Origin of the sequence: Streptomyces sp. NPDC057654, assembly GCF_042800135.1 — a bacterium.
Taxonomy (GTDB): Bacteria; Actinomycetota; Actinomycetes; order Streptomycetales; family Streptomycetaceae; genus Streptomyces.
Window position 1 is genome coordinate 1 of the sequence record NZ_JBHVHQ010000166.1, and the last position, 12,519, is coordinate 12,519.

14 protein-coding genes and 1 pseudogene are annotated in these 12,519 nt (G+C 70.3%); 5 read left to right on the forward strand and 10 right to left on the reverse strand.

The genetic code is table 11. The features are described 5' to 3' along the window. Positions 1-261, forward strand: a pseudogene (locus ACFU99_RS15495) (hypothetical protein); the annotation flags it as partial. A 3-nt stretch (positions 262-264) separates the two neighbouring features. On the opposite strand, the gene ACFU99_RS15500 reads toward ACFU99_RS15495, so the two are convergent. From ACFU99_RS15500 to ACFU99_RS15520, 5 genes are all read right to left on the reverse strand, one after another. After that, positions 265-1,446: a methyltransferase domain-containing protein gene (locus tag ACFU99_RS15500; RefSeq protein ID WP_384391367.1), complete on the reverse strand. Its 1,182-nt coding sequence runs from the start codon at positions 1,444-1,446 to the stop codon at positions 265-267. After that, the gene (tgmB, locus tag ACFU99_RS15505; RefSeq protein WP_384391369.1) at positions 1,443-2,411 is read right to left on the reverse strand and encodes an ATP-grasp ribosomal peptide maturase; all 969 of its coding nucleotides are present in this window, start codon (positions 2,409-2,411) and stop codon (positions 1,443-1,445) included. Before tgmB ends, ACFU99_RS15500 begins: the two co-directional genes overlap by 4 nt. Then, positions 2,411-2,767 carry a hypothetical protein gene (locus ACFU99_RS15510; protein WP_384391371.1) on the reverse strand — a complete coding sequence of 119 codons (357 nt, stop codon included), beginning with the start codon at positions 2,765-2,767 and terminating at the stop codon, positions 2,411-2,413. The genes tgmB and ACFU99_RS15510 overlap by 1 nt, the downstream gene beginning before the upstream one ends. Positions 2,768-2,921: 154 nt before the next feature. Next, positions 2,922-4,403, reverse strand: coding sequence for a DHA2 family efflux MFS transporter permease subunit (locus ACFU99_RS15515; RefSeq protein ID WP_384391374.1), 1,482 nt, complete (start codon positions 4,401-4,403; stop codon positions 2,922-2,924). Continuing rightward, entirely contained in the window at positions 4,400-4,903 is a 504-nt protein-coding gene (locus ACFU99_RS15520) for a MarR family winged helix-turn-helix transcriptional regulator (RefSeq protein ID WP_384391377.1), read from the reverse strand. Before ACFU99_RS15520 ends, ACFU99_RS15515 begins: the two co-directional genes overlap by 4 nt. A gap of 109 nt (positions 4,904-5,012) precedes the next feature. Here ACFU99_RS15520 and ACFU99_RS15525 point away from each other — a divergent pair, with 109 nt between their 5' ends. Beyond that, on the forward strand, positions 5,013-5,624 hold the full coding sequence (locus ACFU99_RS15525) for a cysteine hydrolase family protein (RefSeq protein WP_384391380.1): 612 nt from the start codon (positions 5,013-5,015) through the stop codon (positions 5,622-5,624). A gap of 164 nt (positions 5,625-5,788) precedes the next feature. Next, a complete protein-coding gene (locus ACFU99_RS15530) occupies positions 5,789-6,460 on the forward strand; it encodes an L-threonylcarbamoyladenylate synthase (protein ID WP_384391382.1) in 672 nt (223 codons plus the stop codon). Positions 6,461-6,650: 190 nt separating this feature from the next. On the opposite strand, the gene ACFU99_RS15535 is transcribed toward ACFU99_RS15530, so the two are convergent. The 5 genes from ACFU99_RS15535 to ACFU99_RS15555 all read right to left on the reverse strand — a co-directional run bounded on the left by ACFU99_RS15535 (position 6,651) and on the right by ACFU99_RS15555 (position 10,609). Beyond that, positions 6,651-7,376, reverse strand: coding sequence for a GAF domain-containing protein (locus tag ACFU99_RS15535; RefSeq protein ID WP_384391384.1), 726 nt, complete (start codon positions 7,374-7,376; stop codon positions 6,651-6,653). Between the two features lie 58 nt (positions 7,377-7,434). Continuing rightward, complete coding sequence (locus ACFU99_RS15540; RefSeq protein ID WP_384391386.1) at positions 7,435-8,175, reverse strand: GAF and ANTAR domain-containing protein; 741 nt, start codon at positions 8,173-8,175, stop codon at positions 7,435-7,437. Positions 8,176-8,473: 298 nt separating this feature from the next. Next, entirely contained in the window at positions 8,474-9,514 is a 1,041-nt protein-coding gene (locus ACFU99_RS15545) for an aldo/keto reductase (RefSeq protein WP_384391388.1), read from the reverse strand. A 137-nt stretch (positions 9,515-9,651) separates the two neighbouring features. Continuing rightward, positions 9,652-10,074: a VOC family protein gene (locus tag ACFU99_RS15550; protein WP_384391391.1), complete on the reverse strand. Its 423-nt coding sequence runs from the start codon at positions 10,072-10,074 to the stop codon at positions 9,652-9,654. A gap of 139 nt (positions 10,075-10,213) precedes the next feature. Beyond that, a complete protein-coding gene (locus ACFU99_RS15555) occupies positions 10,214-10,609 on the reverse strand; it encodes an ATP-binding protein (RefSeq protein WP_384391394.1) in 396 nt (131 codons plus the stop codon). 235 nt (positions 10,610-10,844) lie between these two features. On the opposite strand from ACFU99_RS15555, the gene ACFU99_RS15560 reads away from it, so the two are divergent. Both ACFU99_RS15560 and ACFU99_RS15565 read left to right on the forward strand, forming a co-directional pair. Then, positions 10,845-11,705, forward strand: coding sequence for a helix-turn-helix domain-containing protein (locus tag ACFU99_RS15560; protein ID WP_384391397.1), 861 nt, complete (start codon positions 10,845-10,847; stop codon positions 11,703-11,705). Positions 11,706-11,851: 146 nt separating this feature from the next. After that, a complete protein-coding gene (locus tag ACFU99_RS15565) occupies positions 11,852-12,097 on the forward strand; it encodes a DUF397 domain-containing protein (protein WP_384391399.1) in 246 nt (81 codons plus the stop codon). The last annotated feature ends 422 nt before the right edge of the window (positions 12,098-12,519 follow it).

Below are 12,519 nucleotides of genomic sequence, written 5' to 3' on the forward strand. Positions count from 1 at the left end.
GTCCTGGCGGCGGCGGTCCCGACCGGCCCGGTCGCCCAGGCCCTGGGCACCTCCCTCGACGGCGGCATCGGCCCCGTCAAGAACCTCCGCCTCGACCCCCTGGCCCGCACGGGCTCCGACCCCCTCGACAACGGCGTCGGCACCCAGATCGCCGACTTCAAACCAGTCGGCACCGACCTCCTGACCGGCCCGGTGACAAACGGCGGGGGACTGAAGGACCTGCCGGTGGCGGGCCCGGTGGTGGATCTGCTGCCGGGGTGACGACTACAGCGCCCAGCGGCGGACCCGGCCGTCCGGGGCGGTGTGACTGACGACCTGCTCGCCCGCGGCGACCTCGATGGTGAACCACTCGCGCCGGGGCCGGTTGAGCTCCCGCCACAGCCGATAGGCGCTCTCGACCGGCTCCCAGAGGTCGCGCGGCCCGCCGACGATGACCGTCGAGGCGCCCTGGGGCGTGTCGGCGACGCGAGCCGTCGAGCCGTCGGCGGGGTCGTGGAGCGTGGTGACGTGCAGGCCGTCGCCGTTCTTCCCGTACGTGCGCACGACGCCGGGCCCCATATGGAGCTGGGCGAAGAACGAGAACGTCCAGTCGTCGAGGACGCGGGCGGAGAGGCCGGTGTTCCGGCGGGGGCCGTCTTCGAGGGCGGGCGGCGGCGCGGGTGCGCGCGTATCACTCCGGAGCGGCATGAACGCGGCGGGCGTATGCAGGATGTGCCCGACGGCGGCCCCGTCGGCGAGCTTCGTGAGACGGGCGACCATCCCTCCGGCCAGCGTCCCTTTGACGGGGACGACCATGACGCCGCCGGGGCGCAGCCGCGCCGTCCACTCGGGCGGGACGCGGCGCACGGATGCCGTGGCGATGATCCGGTCGTACGAGGCGTCGGCGGGGAAGTCCCGCGCGCCGTCGCCGTGGACGACGAGCGGATCGAAGCCGGCGGAGTGGAGCCGGGGGCGGGCCTTGTCCGTGAGCGCTTCGGTGCGGTCGATGGTCGTGACGTGCTTGTCCCCGGCGAGGAAGCACAGCAGACCGGCGTTGTAACCGGTCCCGGTCCCGGCCTCGTAGACCTCGTGCCCCTCCTCCACGTCGAGGGCGTCGAGCATGTCCGCCATCAGGCTCGGCGCGGTGGAGGAGGACGTGGGGACCCCGGCCCCCGTCGGCCCGTCGGGCCCCGCGTCCTCGGCATGGACGCCGTCCACTTCGGTGATCAGGGAGTTGTCCGCGTACACGGCGTCGAGCCATGCCTCCGGGTCGGGGCCGGTGGCACGCCACGGGACGAACCGCTCGCCGTCGCATCGGTAGAAGGCGGGCACGAAGAGATGCCGCGGGACATTGAGGAACGCCCCCGCCAGGCGCGAGGACAGCACCACACCTCCGCGGTCGATCCGCTGCGTCAGAGCGACGCGTGCGGCGAGCGTGCGCCGTCCGTCGTCGAGGATGTGCGTCACTGGCCGGTTCCTTCCAGGTAGTCGCAGATCGCAGCCGTGATCGGCAGCCCGGTCGCCTGCTGGACGAATCCGTACTGTCCGCTCGGGTTCACTTCCAGGAATCGCCATTCCCCTGCCGGGGTGACGACGAAGTCGAAGGCGCCGTACGGCAGTCCGAGGCTGTCGAGCATCCGCAGGGCCCCGGCCGCCACGTCGGACGGCGGCTCACAGACTTTGTATGTGTGGCCGGCGTAGTCGCTGCGCCAGTCGATATGGCCGGCGTCCGAATCGGCATGGATCTCGGCCGCGAAGATCTCCCGGCCCACGACCGTCATCCGTACCTCGTGCGCTTTGGGCACCCACTCCTGGAAGAGGTGGGCGGTGGTCGCGATGTCCGGGTGCGGCAGATCGTCGGGTCCGAGGACGTTCGCGTACACGGCGACGGGTCGCCCGTGCAGCGTCCCGCGCACGTGGAAGAACGGCTTGTAGACGAGGGGGCCGCCGATCAGGTCGGCGAAACCGCGTGCCGCTTCGGGGTCGTTGGTGATCAGCGTTCGGGGAACGCTCAGACCCGACTCGGCCGCGACGCGGAGTTGCAAGGGCTTGTACTCGGCATCGGCCGCCTTCCCCGGCGGCGGAAGCCAGGGGCACGGCAGCGCGGACAGCAACCCGCCGAAACCCCGGCGGGCTTCGGTCTCGGCGACCTTGCGGGCCTCGGGGGACATGCCTTCGGGGAACTCAGGGCGGGTGGGGCGGCGGTAGTAAACGGAACGGACCGAGGCGAGGTCGAGTGCGCGGCGGCCGCCTGTCAGCGTGCCGTTCCAGCGGTTCCCACTGAGACTCGCGGCGAGCGTGAGTTTCAGCGGGAACTCGGCCATATCCGCTCGGAAGACGGGCACGGCACGCCGGTTCAGTTCCTCGACCACCAGATCGCAGGTCGGGTCGAAGCGGCCTGCCAGGACGAGAACCTGTCCGGCTTCCGGCATCAGTCGTCGCTCGGTCCGGGGTCGTCCGGGGCGTCCAGCTCGCCCGAAGGCTGTGTGGGACCGTAGGTCTTCGGCGGGTTCTTGGTCATGTAGACGCCGGGCGGCAGACCTTCGTACGTGCCCGTCTGCGTGTCCTCGTCGTACGTGATATCGGCCGGCAGGATGCCGCCCGTGCCTGTGACGGGAACGAGGAAACGGAACGCGAACGGCGAGGCGCTGTTGCCTCTGCCCCCTTCTCCGTTGCCGGACAGCTCCGGCATGGCCGTTGCACCGCCGGAGCTCAGCGGCAGCCGTAGCTCGGGCACGTCGAGTGCCACGCCGACGGGGCGGCGTTCTTCCAGTCGTGTGATGGGCATTGCTTCCCCTTTTTCGTTTCTCTCGCCACTTCGATGAGTGGGAAGTGCTCGTGCTTCCGCGCCCACGCGGAGTCGTGCGCGGTGCTGCGTGGCGATGATGGCCCGGCTGGACGGCGGGGCGTGTGTGAACGGGCGGACTGCCGCCCGAATGGGTTCACGGGGTCGCGGGCCGGTGGTCGGGGCCTCGGTTGAGGGAGGCTATGAGGGCCAGGGCGCAGGTGGTGGCGAGGGTGAGGAGGGCCCAGCGGTAGCCGGTGGTGAGGGCGGTCAGGGTGTGGGGGGTGAGGTTGTGGGCGGTGCCTGCGTAGGCGGCTTCTTTTACGGGGCGGGGTAGTTGGCTGGTGGCGATGGCCAGGGCCAGGGCGGTGCTGACGGCGTAGCCGGCGTTCTGGGTGGTCTGGCGCACGCCGTTGGCGATGCCGCGGCGCTCGGCGGGGACCGAACCCATGATGGCGCTGGTGTTGGGCGTCATGAACAGGCCCACACCGGCGCCGACGGCCAGCAGGCAGGCGGCGAGGGCGGCGCTGTTCATGGCCGGGTCGATGAGCGCGGCCAGAGCCGCCAACCCGGCGGCGGTCAGGGCCAGTCCGGCACTCGACAGGGCGCGTGCGCTGAAGCGGGTGCGCAGGCGGCCGGCGGCGGGGGAGACGGCGGCCATGGCCAGGGCCACGTACAGGACGTGCAGCCCGGCACGGTACGCGGGCATGCCGGAGGCGGCCTGCAAGTACAGCGACATGAGCAGGACTACGGCGAAGTACGCCATGGCCATGAGGAAGAGCGCCAGGTAGGCCATCGCCCGTGCCCGGTCGGCGAACAGGCTCAGGTTGATGAGCGGGTGTCGGCGGCGGGCCTGGACGGTCAGGAAGAGCGGGGTGAACACGGCGAAGAGGCCGAGGCCGGTGAGGACCGCCGGGCTGGTCCAGCCGAGCGATCCCCCTTCGTTCAGGGCCAGGACGAGGCCGCCGAGGGCGAGGGTGGACAGGACCGCGCCCAGGTAGTCGAAGGGCTCACGAGTGGAGGCCACGGGGTCGCGGCGGAGGGTGAGAAACGCCCAGAGCATTCCCGTCACGCCGATGGGGACGTTGAACCAGAACACCGCGCGCCAGCCGAGCCCGGACGCCAGCGCCCCGCCGAGGGCCGGGCCCGTGACCTGGGCGAGCGCGGCGACGGTGACGTTCACGCCGAGGGCGGTGGGCAGGCGGCGGGCCGGGAAGGCGTCGGTGATCAGGGCGGTTATGTTGCACAGCAGCGCGGCGGCCCCGACGGCCTGCACGCAGCGGAAGACGATCAGCCAGGCGACGGACGGCGCGAGGCCGCACAGCAGGCTGCCGCCGGTGAGCAGGGCGATGCCGGTCAGATACATGCGGCGGCGGCCGACCAGGTCCGCGACCCGGCCGAAGACGAAGACCAGCACGGTGGTCACGAGCATGTAGGACAGCAGGGTCCAGGACGCGGCCGAGGCGGAAGCGCCGAAGTGACGGCCGACGGTGGGCAGGGCGACGTCCATGGTCGAGGTGTTGACCCCGGCGAGGAAGCCGCCGAGCCCGGCGACGACCTGCACCTGCCACAGCCGCGGCGTCGGGCCCCGCGCGGGCTCCCGGGCTTGGGCTCCCGTACGGATCAGCGGGGTGGTCATGTTCGTTCCTCCTTGTCCGGGGCGCCGGGCAGCGCCTCTGGGTCGAGACGGGCGAGGAGCGTCTCGCCGATGGCCGTGAGCTGGTCGCGGGCCTGGCCGGTCAGGGGATCGAGTACGTGCTCGCGCACGCTCGCCGCGTAGACGGGCGCCGCCTGCTCCACCCGCCGCAGCCCTTCGTCGGTGAGGACCGCCAGCCAGCCGCGACGGTCGCCCGGCGGGACCTCGCGGCGCACCAGCCCGTCCGCCTCCAGCCGCCCGACGGCGTGCGTGATCCGGCTGGACTTGGACTGGGTGATCTCCGCCAGCCGGCTCATCCGCAGGGACCGCTCCGGCGCCCTGCGCAGCCGCCACAGGATGTCGAAGTAGCTGCGCGGCAGGCCCGCCGCGCGTTCCATGTCGGCGTCCAGGCGGGCCGTGGCCGCTTCCCAGGCGCGGTTGAAGGCACGGAAGACCCGCAGCTCGTCGGGGCTGAGCCAGCCGACTTGTTCGTCGCTCGTCATGTTTACTACAGTACTGGATATTACAGCGCTGGAGTAAATCCTCAAATCCTCGCGCGGTGACCCACGACACCGCCGCCAGAAGCCCGCCCCTGCGACGAAGGAGCCCCACTTGACGAGCACAAACCCTGCTCTGACGACCGGCCGGACCGCGCTGCTGCTCATGGACCTCCAGCCCTCCCTGCTGGAGGCGCTTCCCGAGCCGGACCGCCTCCTGGAGAACGCCCAGCGGGCCCAGCGCGCCGCCCTCGCGGCCGGCATCCGCGAAATCCACGTCCGCGTCGCGTTCACGGATGACGACCACGCGGCCGTGCCCGCCCACAACAAGGTGTTCGCGCCCGTGGCCGAGGCCGGGGGCCTGGCGGCGGCGGAACGGGCCAACGACATCCACCCCGCGCTGTGGGAAGGGCGCGGAGGTGCGGATGTGCATACGGTCACCAAGACCCGCGTCGGCGCGTTCAGCACCACCTCGCTGGACGCGTTCCTGCGCGAACAGGGCATCGACACCCTGGTCCTGGCCGGCGTCATCACCAGCGGTGTCGTCCTGTCCACCGTGCGCGAGGCCGCCGACCGCGACTACCGCCTGCTCGTACTCGCCGACGCCTGCGCCGACCCCGACCCGCGGCTCCACCGCACGCTGATGGAGTCCGTCCTGCCCACCCAGGCCGACGTTGTCGACGTCACCGCCTTCGAGGACGCCGCGCGCCGGGCGGCGGCCAGCTGACCCGCCGGTCGGCGTCCCGCTGATGACCGTACGCGCCCGCGTCGGCCGAGCGGCCGCGCCGGCCCCGGCCCACAGGCCCCCGGCCCCGGCCCCCGACCGTTGGGCAACTGCCCCCCGACCGTTGGGCAACCGCCCCCCGCCCCACCCCGCAGGAGCCGAACACCATGCAGGTTCACGACTGTCGCCCCGAGGCCGCCGACGCCCAGCGGGCCGACGCCGGAATCTCCCACGCCGCCGACGCCCTGCGCGCCGGAAAGCTGATTGTCTTCCCCACCGACACCGTCTACGCCATCGGCGCGGGCGCCTTCGACCCGCAGGCCGTAGCCGCCCTCCTGGCCGCCAAGCGGCGCGGCGCGGACAAGCCCGCCTCCGTCCTGGTCGCCGACCTCGCCACGGCCGAAGCGCTGGTGCAGTCCCTGCCGCCCGAGGGCCGACTACTGACCGAAGCCTTCTGGCCCGGGGCCCTCTCCCTCATCCTGCCCGCAGCCCCCTCCCTGGCCTGGAATCTCGGCAACACCGCCGGAACCGTCATGGTCCGCATGCCCGACCACCCCCTGGCCCTCGCCCTGCTGCGCAGCGCCGGCCCCGTCGCCCAGTCCAGCGCCAACCTCACCGGCCGCCCGCCCGCCACCAGCCTCGCCGAGGCCAGGGCCCAGCTCGGGGACACGGTCCACACGTACCTCGACGGCGGGCCGAGCGGGAACGCGCCGTCCACCATCGTCGACTTCACCGCCGGTGGCGGCGGTGCTCCTGCCGTCGTGCGTACGGGCGTGATTCCCCGCGCCGCGATCGACGAGGTCCTCGGCGGCTTCGGCGGCTCCGGGCCGGCCGCGTGAAGCCATGGCCGCCGCGGCTCTCGCCCTGCCGTCCCCCTTGCTCCTGACGTTACGGGCGCCCCCGAACTCAATCTCCGGGAACGGCTCGCGGAGCACGGCCGGCACAAGATCGAGAGCCTGTGGCCGAGCGGGAGTCAGGCGCCCGCGGACACCATCGCGTGGTGGCTGTGGCTGTGGCTGTGGCTTTGGGTCAGGGGGCGTTGCCTTCGGTGCCGTCCGCCGTGAGGTGCAGCCGGTGGTGGAGGATGTCGCGGGCGCAGGAGAGTACGGGCCGGTTGTGGCCGTATGCGTAGCCGCGCAGGAGTACCAGGGCGTGGGCGCAGGTGGTCGCGAGCTGGACGGAGAGCATGCCGGTGGCCTGGTGGACCTCGGCGAAGTCCAGGCCGGGTTCGTCCAGCAGCATGCCGCTGGACGCCTCCGGCCGGGCGGCCTGGTTGATGATGGCCTGGGCGAGGGTGTCGGCCAGGGCGAAGGCGTCGGCGAGCTGGTCGGCGCCGAGCGGGCCGGGGCGGGTGCGGTGCCCGGTGAGCGCGCCGAGCGCGATGATGCCGATGTGCAGGGGGAAGGCGAACACGGCGGCGATGCCCAGTTCTTGGACGGCGCCCGGCAGGGACGGCCATCGGGTGGCGGCGGAGGCGGCGGGATCGCCGAGGTCGGGCAGCAGGAGCAGGGTGCCCTGCCGGGCGGCGTCCAGGCTGGGGCCCTGCCCCTGGGTCAGTTGCAGGTCTTCGAGGGCGAGGGTGCGGGCGCCGAAGGACTGCACCAGTTCGGCGGGGCCGCCCGCGGGGGCGAGGAGGAGCGCCAGGCCGTCCAGCCCCAGCGCCTGAGTGCACTCCTCCAGCGGCAGCGGGGCGAGTCCCGGCCCCGGGTGGGAGTGCAGGGTCCGCAGATACGAGGTCATCGCTGGATGCGGCACCGTGCTCACCCCCTGCTCGTCGGCCCGGCGGACCCGGAATGCCGCCGGGGGCGGTTCTTCAGCGTCCGGGCTTCAGGAGGGAGGCGTCGGCGGTGCCGTCCAGCACCTGGCGGGCGATGTCCGTGAGCCGGGCCCGGTGGTCGCGGGCATAGCTCCGCATCAGGACGAACGCCTGGTCGGCGCCGGTGCGGTGGCGCTGGGCGAGGTTGCCCTTGGCCTGTTCGATGATGATGCGGCTGTCGAGCGCCGCTTGCAGTTGTGCGGTCACCGTCATCTGCTCGCTCACCGACCGCTGTTGGAGGATGCCGATCGTGGCCGTATCCGCCAGCGCCTGGCCGAGGCGGAGCTGGGAGGCGTCCAGCGGGCCGGCCACGTCGCGGAACAGGTTGAGAGCGCCGATCCCCTGCGCGTGCAGCCGCAGCGGCGCCGACACCACCGAGGTGAACCCCATCAGAAGGGCCCGCGGCGTGAACCGGGGCCACCGCCGACGGGCCTCCTCCGACTCCAGCGGCACATCGGGCACCTGCACACCGAAGTGGAAGCAGTCCCGGCACGGCCCCTCGTCCCACTCGACGCTTGCCATCTCCAGCGCGCGAGTGCGCTCATCGGAGGCTGCCACGTCCACCACCCGGCCCTGCGGAGTGGACAGCAGCACCCCGGCCGCCGCCACCTCCAGCAGTTCCACGCAGTGATCGGTCAGCGTGTGCAGGAAGCCGATCACGTCGAAGTCCCGCACCAACGTGTCGGAGAGCTCGACGAACGCGGCTGCCAGCCGCTCCTCGCGCGACGTGTCGGGCATACCCCTTCACCCCCAAGGAATCCCGGGACGCCCGCCGATGGGCACCCCGCGTACTAGCCCCCATCCAGTGTCGTCAACCCTCTGACCCGAATCCATTGCGTGGACGGAACCTGCGTCACGCGGGGCGGACTTGTAGACCCTGGGCGTAGCGGCGTCGGCCCGCTGCGACCAGAGGCGGGGGCGGTCATGGCGCATGGCGCACGGCGCACGGCTCATGTCTCAGGGCACATGGCTCGTGGCGCATGGCTCAGCTCATGTCTCAGGGCTCATGTCTCAGGGCTCATGTCTCAGGGCGTTCTCAGGCTGCTGCGGCCCGTTCGTGGTGCGGGCGTCGGCGCAGGTCGGTGCGGGTGGGGGAGAGGGAAAGGGGCGTGTGGGAGACGTCGAGAGGACTGATGTCGGTGCCGGGCGGGACGATCGCGTCGATCTTGTCGAGGATGTCGTCGTCAAGGGTGACGCCGGCCCCGGCGAGCAGGTCGTCGAGCTGGTCCATGGTGCGCGGGCCGATGATGGCGGCGGTGACGTCGGGATGGCCGGTGGCGAAGGCCATGGCCAGGTGCGTGAGGGAGTGGCCGGCCTCCTCGGCGAGAGTGAGCAGCTGCTCGACGGCGTCCAGCTTGTGCTCGTCGGTGAGATGCCGGGGGACCCACTGCATGCGGAGGTTGTCGGGCCGCGGGGCGCCCTTGCGGTAGCGGCCGGTGAGCAGGCCCATCGCCAGCGGGCTCCACGCCAGTACGCCCAGCCCGTAGCGGCGGCAGACGGGCAGGACCTCGCGCTCGATGCCGCGGTTGAGCAGGGAGTAGGTGGGCTGCTCGGTTCGCAGGCGGTGCAGACCGCGCTGCTGGGACACCCACTGCGCTTCGACGATTTCCGAGGCCGGCAGGTTGGAGGTGCCGATCGCGCGGACCTTCCCGGCCCGCACGAGGTCCGTGAGCGCGGAGAGCGTCTCTTCGACGTCGGTGTGCGAGTCGGGGTGGTGGATCTGGTAGAGGTCGATGTAATCGGTCCGCAGCCGCTTCAGCGAGCCCTCGACCGCCTGCATGATCCAACGCCGGGAGTTGCCACTGCGGTTGGGCCCCTCGCCCATCGGCCCGTTGAACTTGGTCGCCAGTACGACCTCGTCGCGGCGTCCCGCGAGAGCCTTGCCGACGATCTCCTCGGTCTCGCTGTAGCCGTAGACGTCGGCGGTGTCGACGAAATTGATACCCGCGTCGAGCGCCCGGTGGATCATCCGCGTGCACTCGCCGCGATCCGGATTGCCCGTCTTGCCGAACACCATGGTGCCCAGGCAGTAGGCGCTGACCTCGATGCCGGTCCGTCCCAGTTTCCGCGTCCGCACGGTGACCTGTTTCCTTCCGCTGCTGTACGTGTGTGCTGTACGTCTGCGCTGTACGTGTGTGCTGTACGTGTCCTCGGGGCCCGCGCCGTACGGATTGCTGTGGGGGTCCGTACGGCGCAGGCTGTCGGCCGGTCGGCTCAGCCGTTGTACGGGGCGGTGACGTCCAGCACCCAGGTGACGCCGAAGCGGTCGGTGAGCATGCCGTACAGCGGCGCCCACTGCGCGGGCTCCAGCGGGCTCACGACGGTCGAGCCCTTGGCGAGCTTGCCCCACAGGGCCTTGATCTCCTCGGCGTCCTCGCCGCGTACGGACACGAAGAACGGGTTCTCGCCCTGGGCCCAGGGGAGTCGCGACGGAACGTCGTAGGCCATGACGTGGAAGCCGTTGTCACCGGCCACCTCGCCCCACATCACCCAGTCCGCCTCGCTCTCGTTCTGCACGGCGCCGGCGTCCTTGTAGGTGACCGCGACGGTACGTCCGCCGAAGACGGACTGATAGAAGTCCAGCGCCTCGCGTGCGGCGCCCCGGAAGTTCAGATGAGTGGTGGTCGTGACGGACATGACCTGCTCCTTGCCTCGATATGACAGATACGCCACCGGTCAGGAGGGGGCCTCCCTCCCGAACGGCTTGTACCGCCACCATGACGGAGGTAGAGGACAGGTTGTGTCCTCTACTCCGATGCGGTGTCCAGCGCGCAGGTCATTCGCGCTGGATCGCCAACTGGGCCCAGACCGTCTTGCCGGTCTCGCGCGGGCGCACACCCCACTTCTCCGCGAGAGCGTTTACGAGCAGCAGCCCGCGCCCGTCGGTGTCCTCCTCGCCGGGCTCCCTGAGCACGGGCATTCGCCACTGGTACGAGTCCGACACTTCGAGGATCAGCGCGCCGCTTCGGCGTCTGAGCTCCACTTCGAAAAAATCGCCGATTCCCTTTGCGTGGACGACGGCGTTGGTCGTCAACTCGCTTACGACGAGTGACGCGTCTTCGATGAGGCCGCCGAGTTTCCACTCGGTGAGGAGCGCTTCGACGTGGTGGCGGGCTTCGGGCACCGAGTCCTTGCGGACCCGGAATCTCTTCGTGTTCGTACGCCCGGACATGGGTCCCCCAAGGGTGGTGGGCAGGCGGAAGAGTGATCACCAAGCGTCTATGTGTGGCGACGCTGTGTGACGCGGGCTACGTTAGGGCGCGATCGTCGCGCTGCGCAACTGGGCTGGGGACGCGAAGTTGCGTATGGCTACGAGTCGCCAACTCGCTAGCGTGTAGCGTCCGGTCACGTGCAGAGTGGTTACACGGAGTGGAGGAGGGCGCATGCCCGCAGGTGGACGTCCTACCGTGCGCAGTAAGCGACTTGGGGCGGCGCTGAGGAGGTACCGCGAGGCTGCGAAGCTCGACCAGCAGCACGCCGCTGAGCACATTGTCGGGTCGAAGACCAAGATCAGCAGAATCGAAGCCGGGCAAGTCTCTGCGCGCCCTGGCGACGTTCGGCTCCTGTTGGAGCTGTACGGAGTTGAGGACCTCAACGTCCATCGGAGGCTTGAACAGCTCGCGCGGGACTCCAACAAGCGTGGATGGTGGCTCAACTACCCATCGGCCACCAAGGAAGAGGGGTACGCCGACTTCATCGCCTTGGAGACGGACGCGACCTACATTCGTACATGGCAGCCGTTGTTCATTCCTGGCTTGCTCCAGACCGATGACTACGTGAAGGCTCTGATGGACCTGAGCCTGAGTACGCACAGCCCCGAAGACCTTGACGAAGCCGTGGCGATTCGCCGGGCCCGTCGGCAGACCATCGAAGAGGACGGGGCGCAGTACGCGACGGTCATCTGGGAGCCTGCGCTTACGGTTCCTATGCCGTCGCCAAAGATTCACCGCGAACAGTTGCTACACATCGAAAATGTGGCGCAGCGGCAGAACGTGAGCATTCAGGTGCTCCCGCTCTCCGATTGGAAGGCCGTCCACCTTTCGTCGCATTTCGTGATGTTCAGCCTCGGGCCGGAGCCTGCCCCCGAAGCTGTCGCGTACGACACCACGACGAGAACGGTCATCTTCGAAGACCTTGAGGAGATGGCCAAGCATGCACGGATCTTTGAGGCGCTGAGGTCTGCCGCATTGACCCCGGAGCAGAGTCTGACCTTCATTCGGAACGTAATGAAGGGTATCCCGGAGACCGAGAAGGAACCGGAAAAATGAACCGCGAGATTGCGGCCGTGACCAAGAAAGCAAGTGCATCCCAGAGCGGGCCGCAGCGTCTAGACGGCCCGTGCTGCTGACGGGAGTCGGGGTGTCAGGGACAGTGAGGACACTGATGGCAGCAATCAGTTTTACGCACCCGCCGAGTGGGCTGTCTTCGTGGACTGTGTGATTGGCCGGAGAGTTCGGCGAGTAGTCCAGGAGTCCGGAATGAAGAGCTAGGAGATCGTGTATTCGTCCATGAAGGCGAGCGCCTCCCGGGGGCGCGTACGGCCGACGGCGGCCGGGCTGTCCGGGACAGCAATAACCGTGACGGCGGAACCCAGTTCTACACGCCCACCGAATGGGCCGCCTTCCTGGACGGCATAAAAGCCGGGGAGTTCGACGACTGACGCGGACGCGATCGGCACTGTGCCCCTGCACGGCGACGAGCCGTGAGGGGGCACAGTGTTTCAAGCGGCAGCCAGCGCTGCATCAGGCAACGTTCGCCCTGGCGACGTTGGCGCGTAGCCGCTGGACGGTGGGGTCGTCGGCCTCGATAGGGGTCGAGGTGGGTTTTCGGGTGTTCCTGCGCGGGCGTTGTGCCGAGGGCTGAGGGCCGGTACGGCACCCCGGGCAGGGGGTGGGTTGGCTGCTCGGTGGGCGGTATTGCCGGTGCGTGGGTGCGGGTTTCGTCTCGGACCCTCCGGGTCCAAGGCGCTAGCAGCGGAGGGGGAGGGGGCGGGGTTGCGCTTGGTTCGCTGCCTGGCGGGTGGGTTTGTGGCTGAGGTCAGGGCTGGCTCCGCTGCGCTGCGCCGCTGGCTGCTGCCGCGAT

What these genes read in the sequence shown, in the direction of transcription:
- ACFU99_RS15530 (WP_384391382.1), top strand. Translation starts at nt 5,789, where the DNA reads ATGCAGGTTCACGACTGTCGCCCCGAGGCCGCCGACGCCCAGCGGGCC.
- ACFU99_RS15515 (WP_384391374.1), bottom strand. Translation starts at nt 4,403, where the DNA reads ATGACCACCCCGCTGATCCGTACGGGAGCCCAAGCCCGGGAGCCCGCG.
- tgmB (WP_384391369.1), bottom strand. Translation starts at nt 2,411, where the DNA reads ATGCCGGAAGCCGGACAGGTTCTCGTCCTGGCAGGCCGCTTCGACCCG.
- ACFU99_RS15555 (WP_384391394.1), bottom strand. Translation starts at nt 10,609, where the DNA reads ATGTCCGGGCGTACGAACACGAAGAGATTCCGGGTCCGCAAGGACTCG.
- ACFU99_RS15520 (WP_384391377.1), bottom strand. Translation starts at nt 4,903, where the DNA reads ATGACGAGCGACGAACAAGTCGGCTGGCTCAGCCCCGACGAGCTGCGG.
- ACFU99_RS15540 (WP_384391386.1), bottom strand. Translation starts at nt 8,175, where the DNA reads ATGCCCGACACGTCGCGCGAGGAGCGGCTGGCAGCCGCGTTCGTCGAG.
- ACFU99_RS15510 (WP_384391371.1), bottom strand. Translation starts at nt 2,767, where the DNA reads ATGCCCATCACACGACTGGAAGAACGCCGCCCCGTCGGCGTGGCACTC.
- ACFU99_RS15550 (WP_384391391.1), bottom strand. Translation starts at nt 10,074, where the DNA reads ATGTCCGTCACGACCACCACTCATCTGAACTTCCGGGGCGCCGCACGC.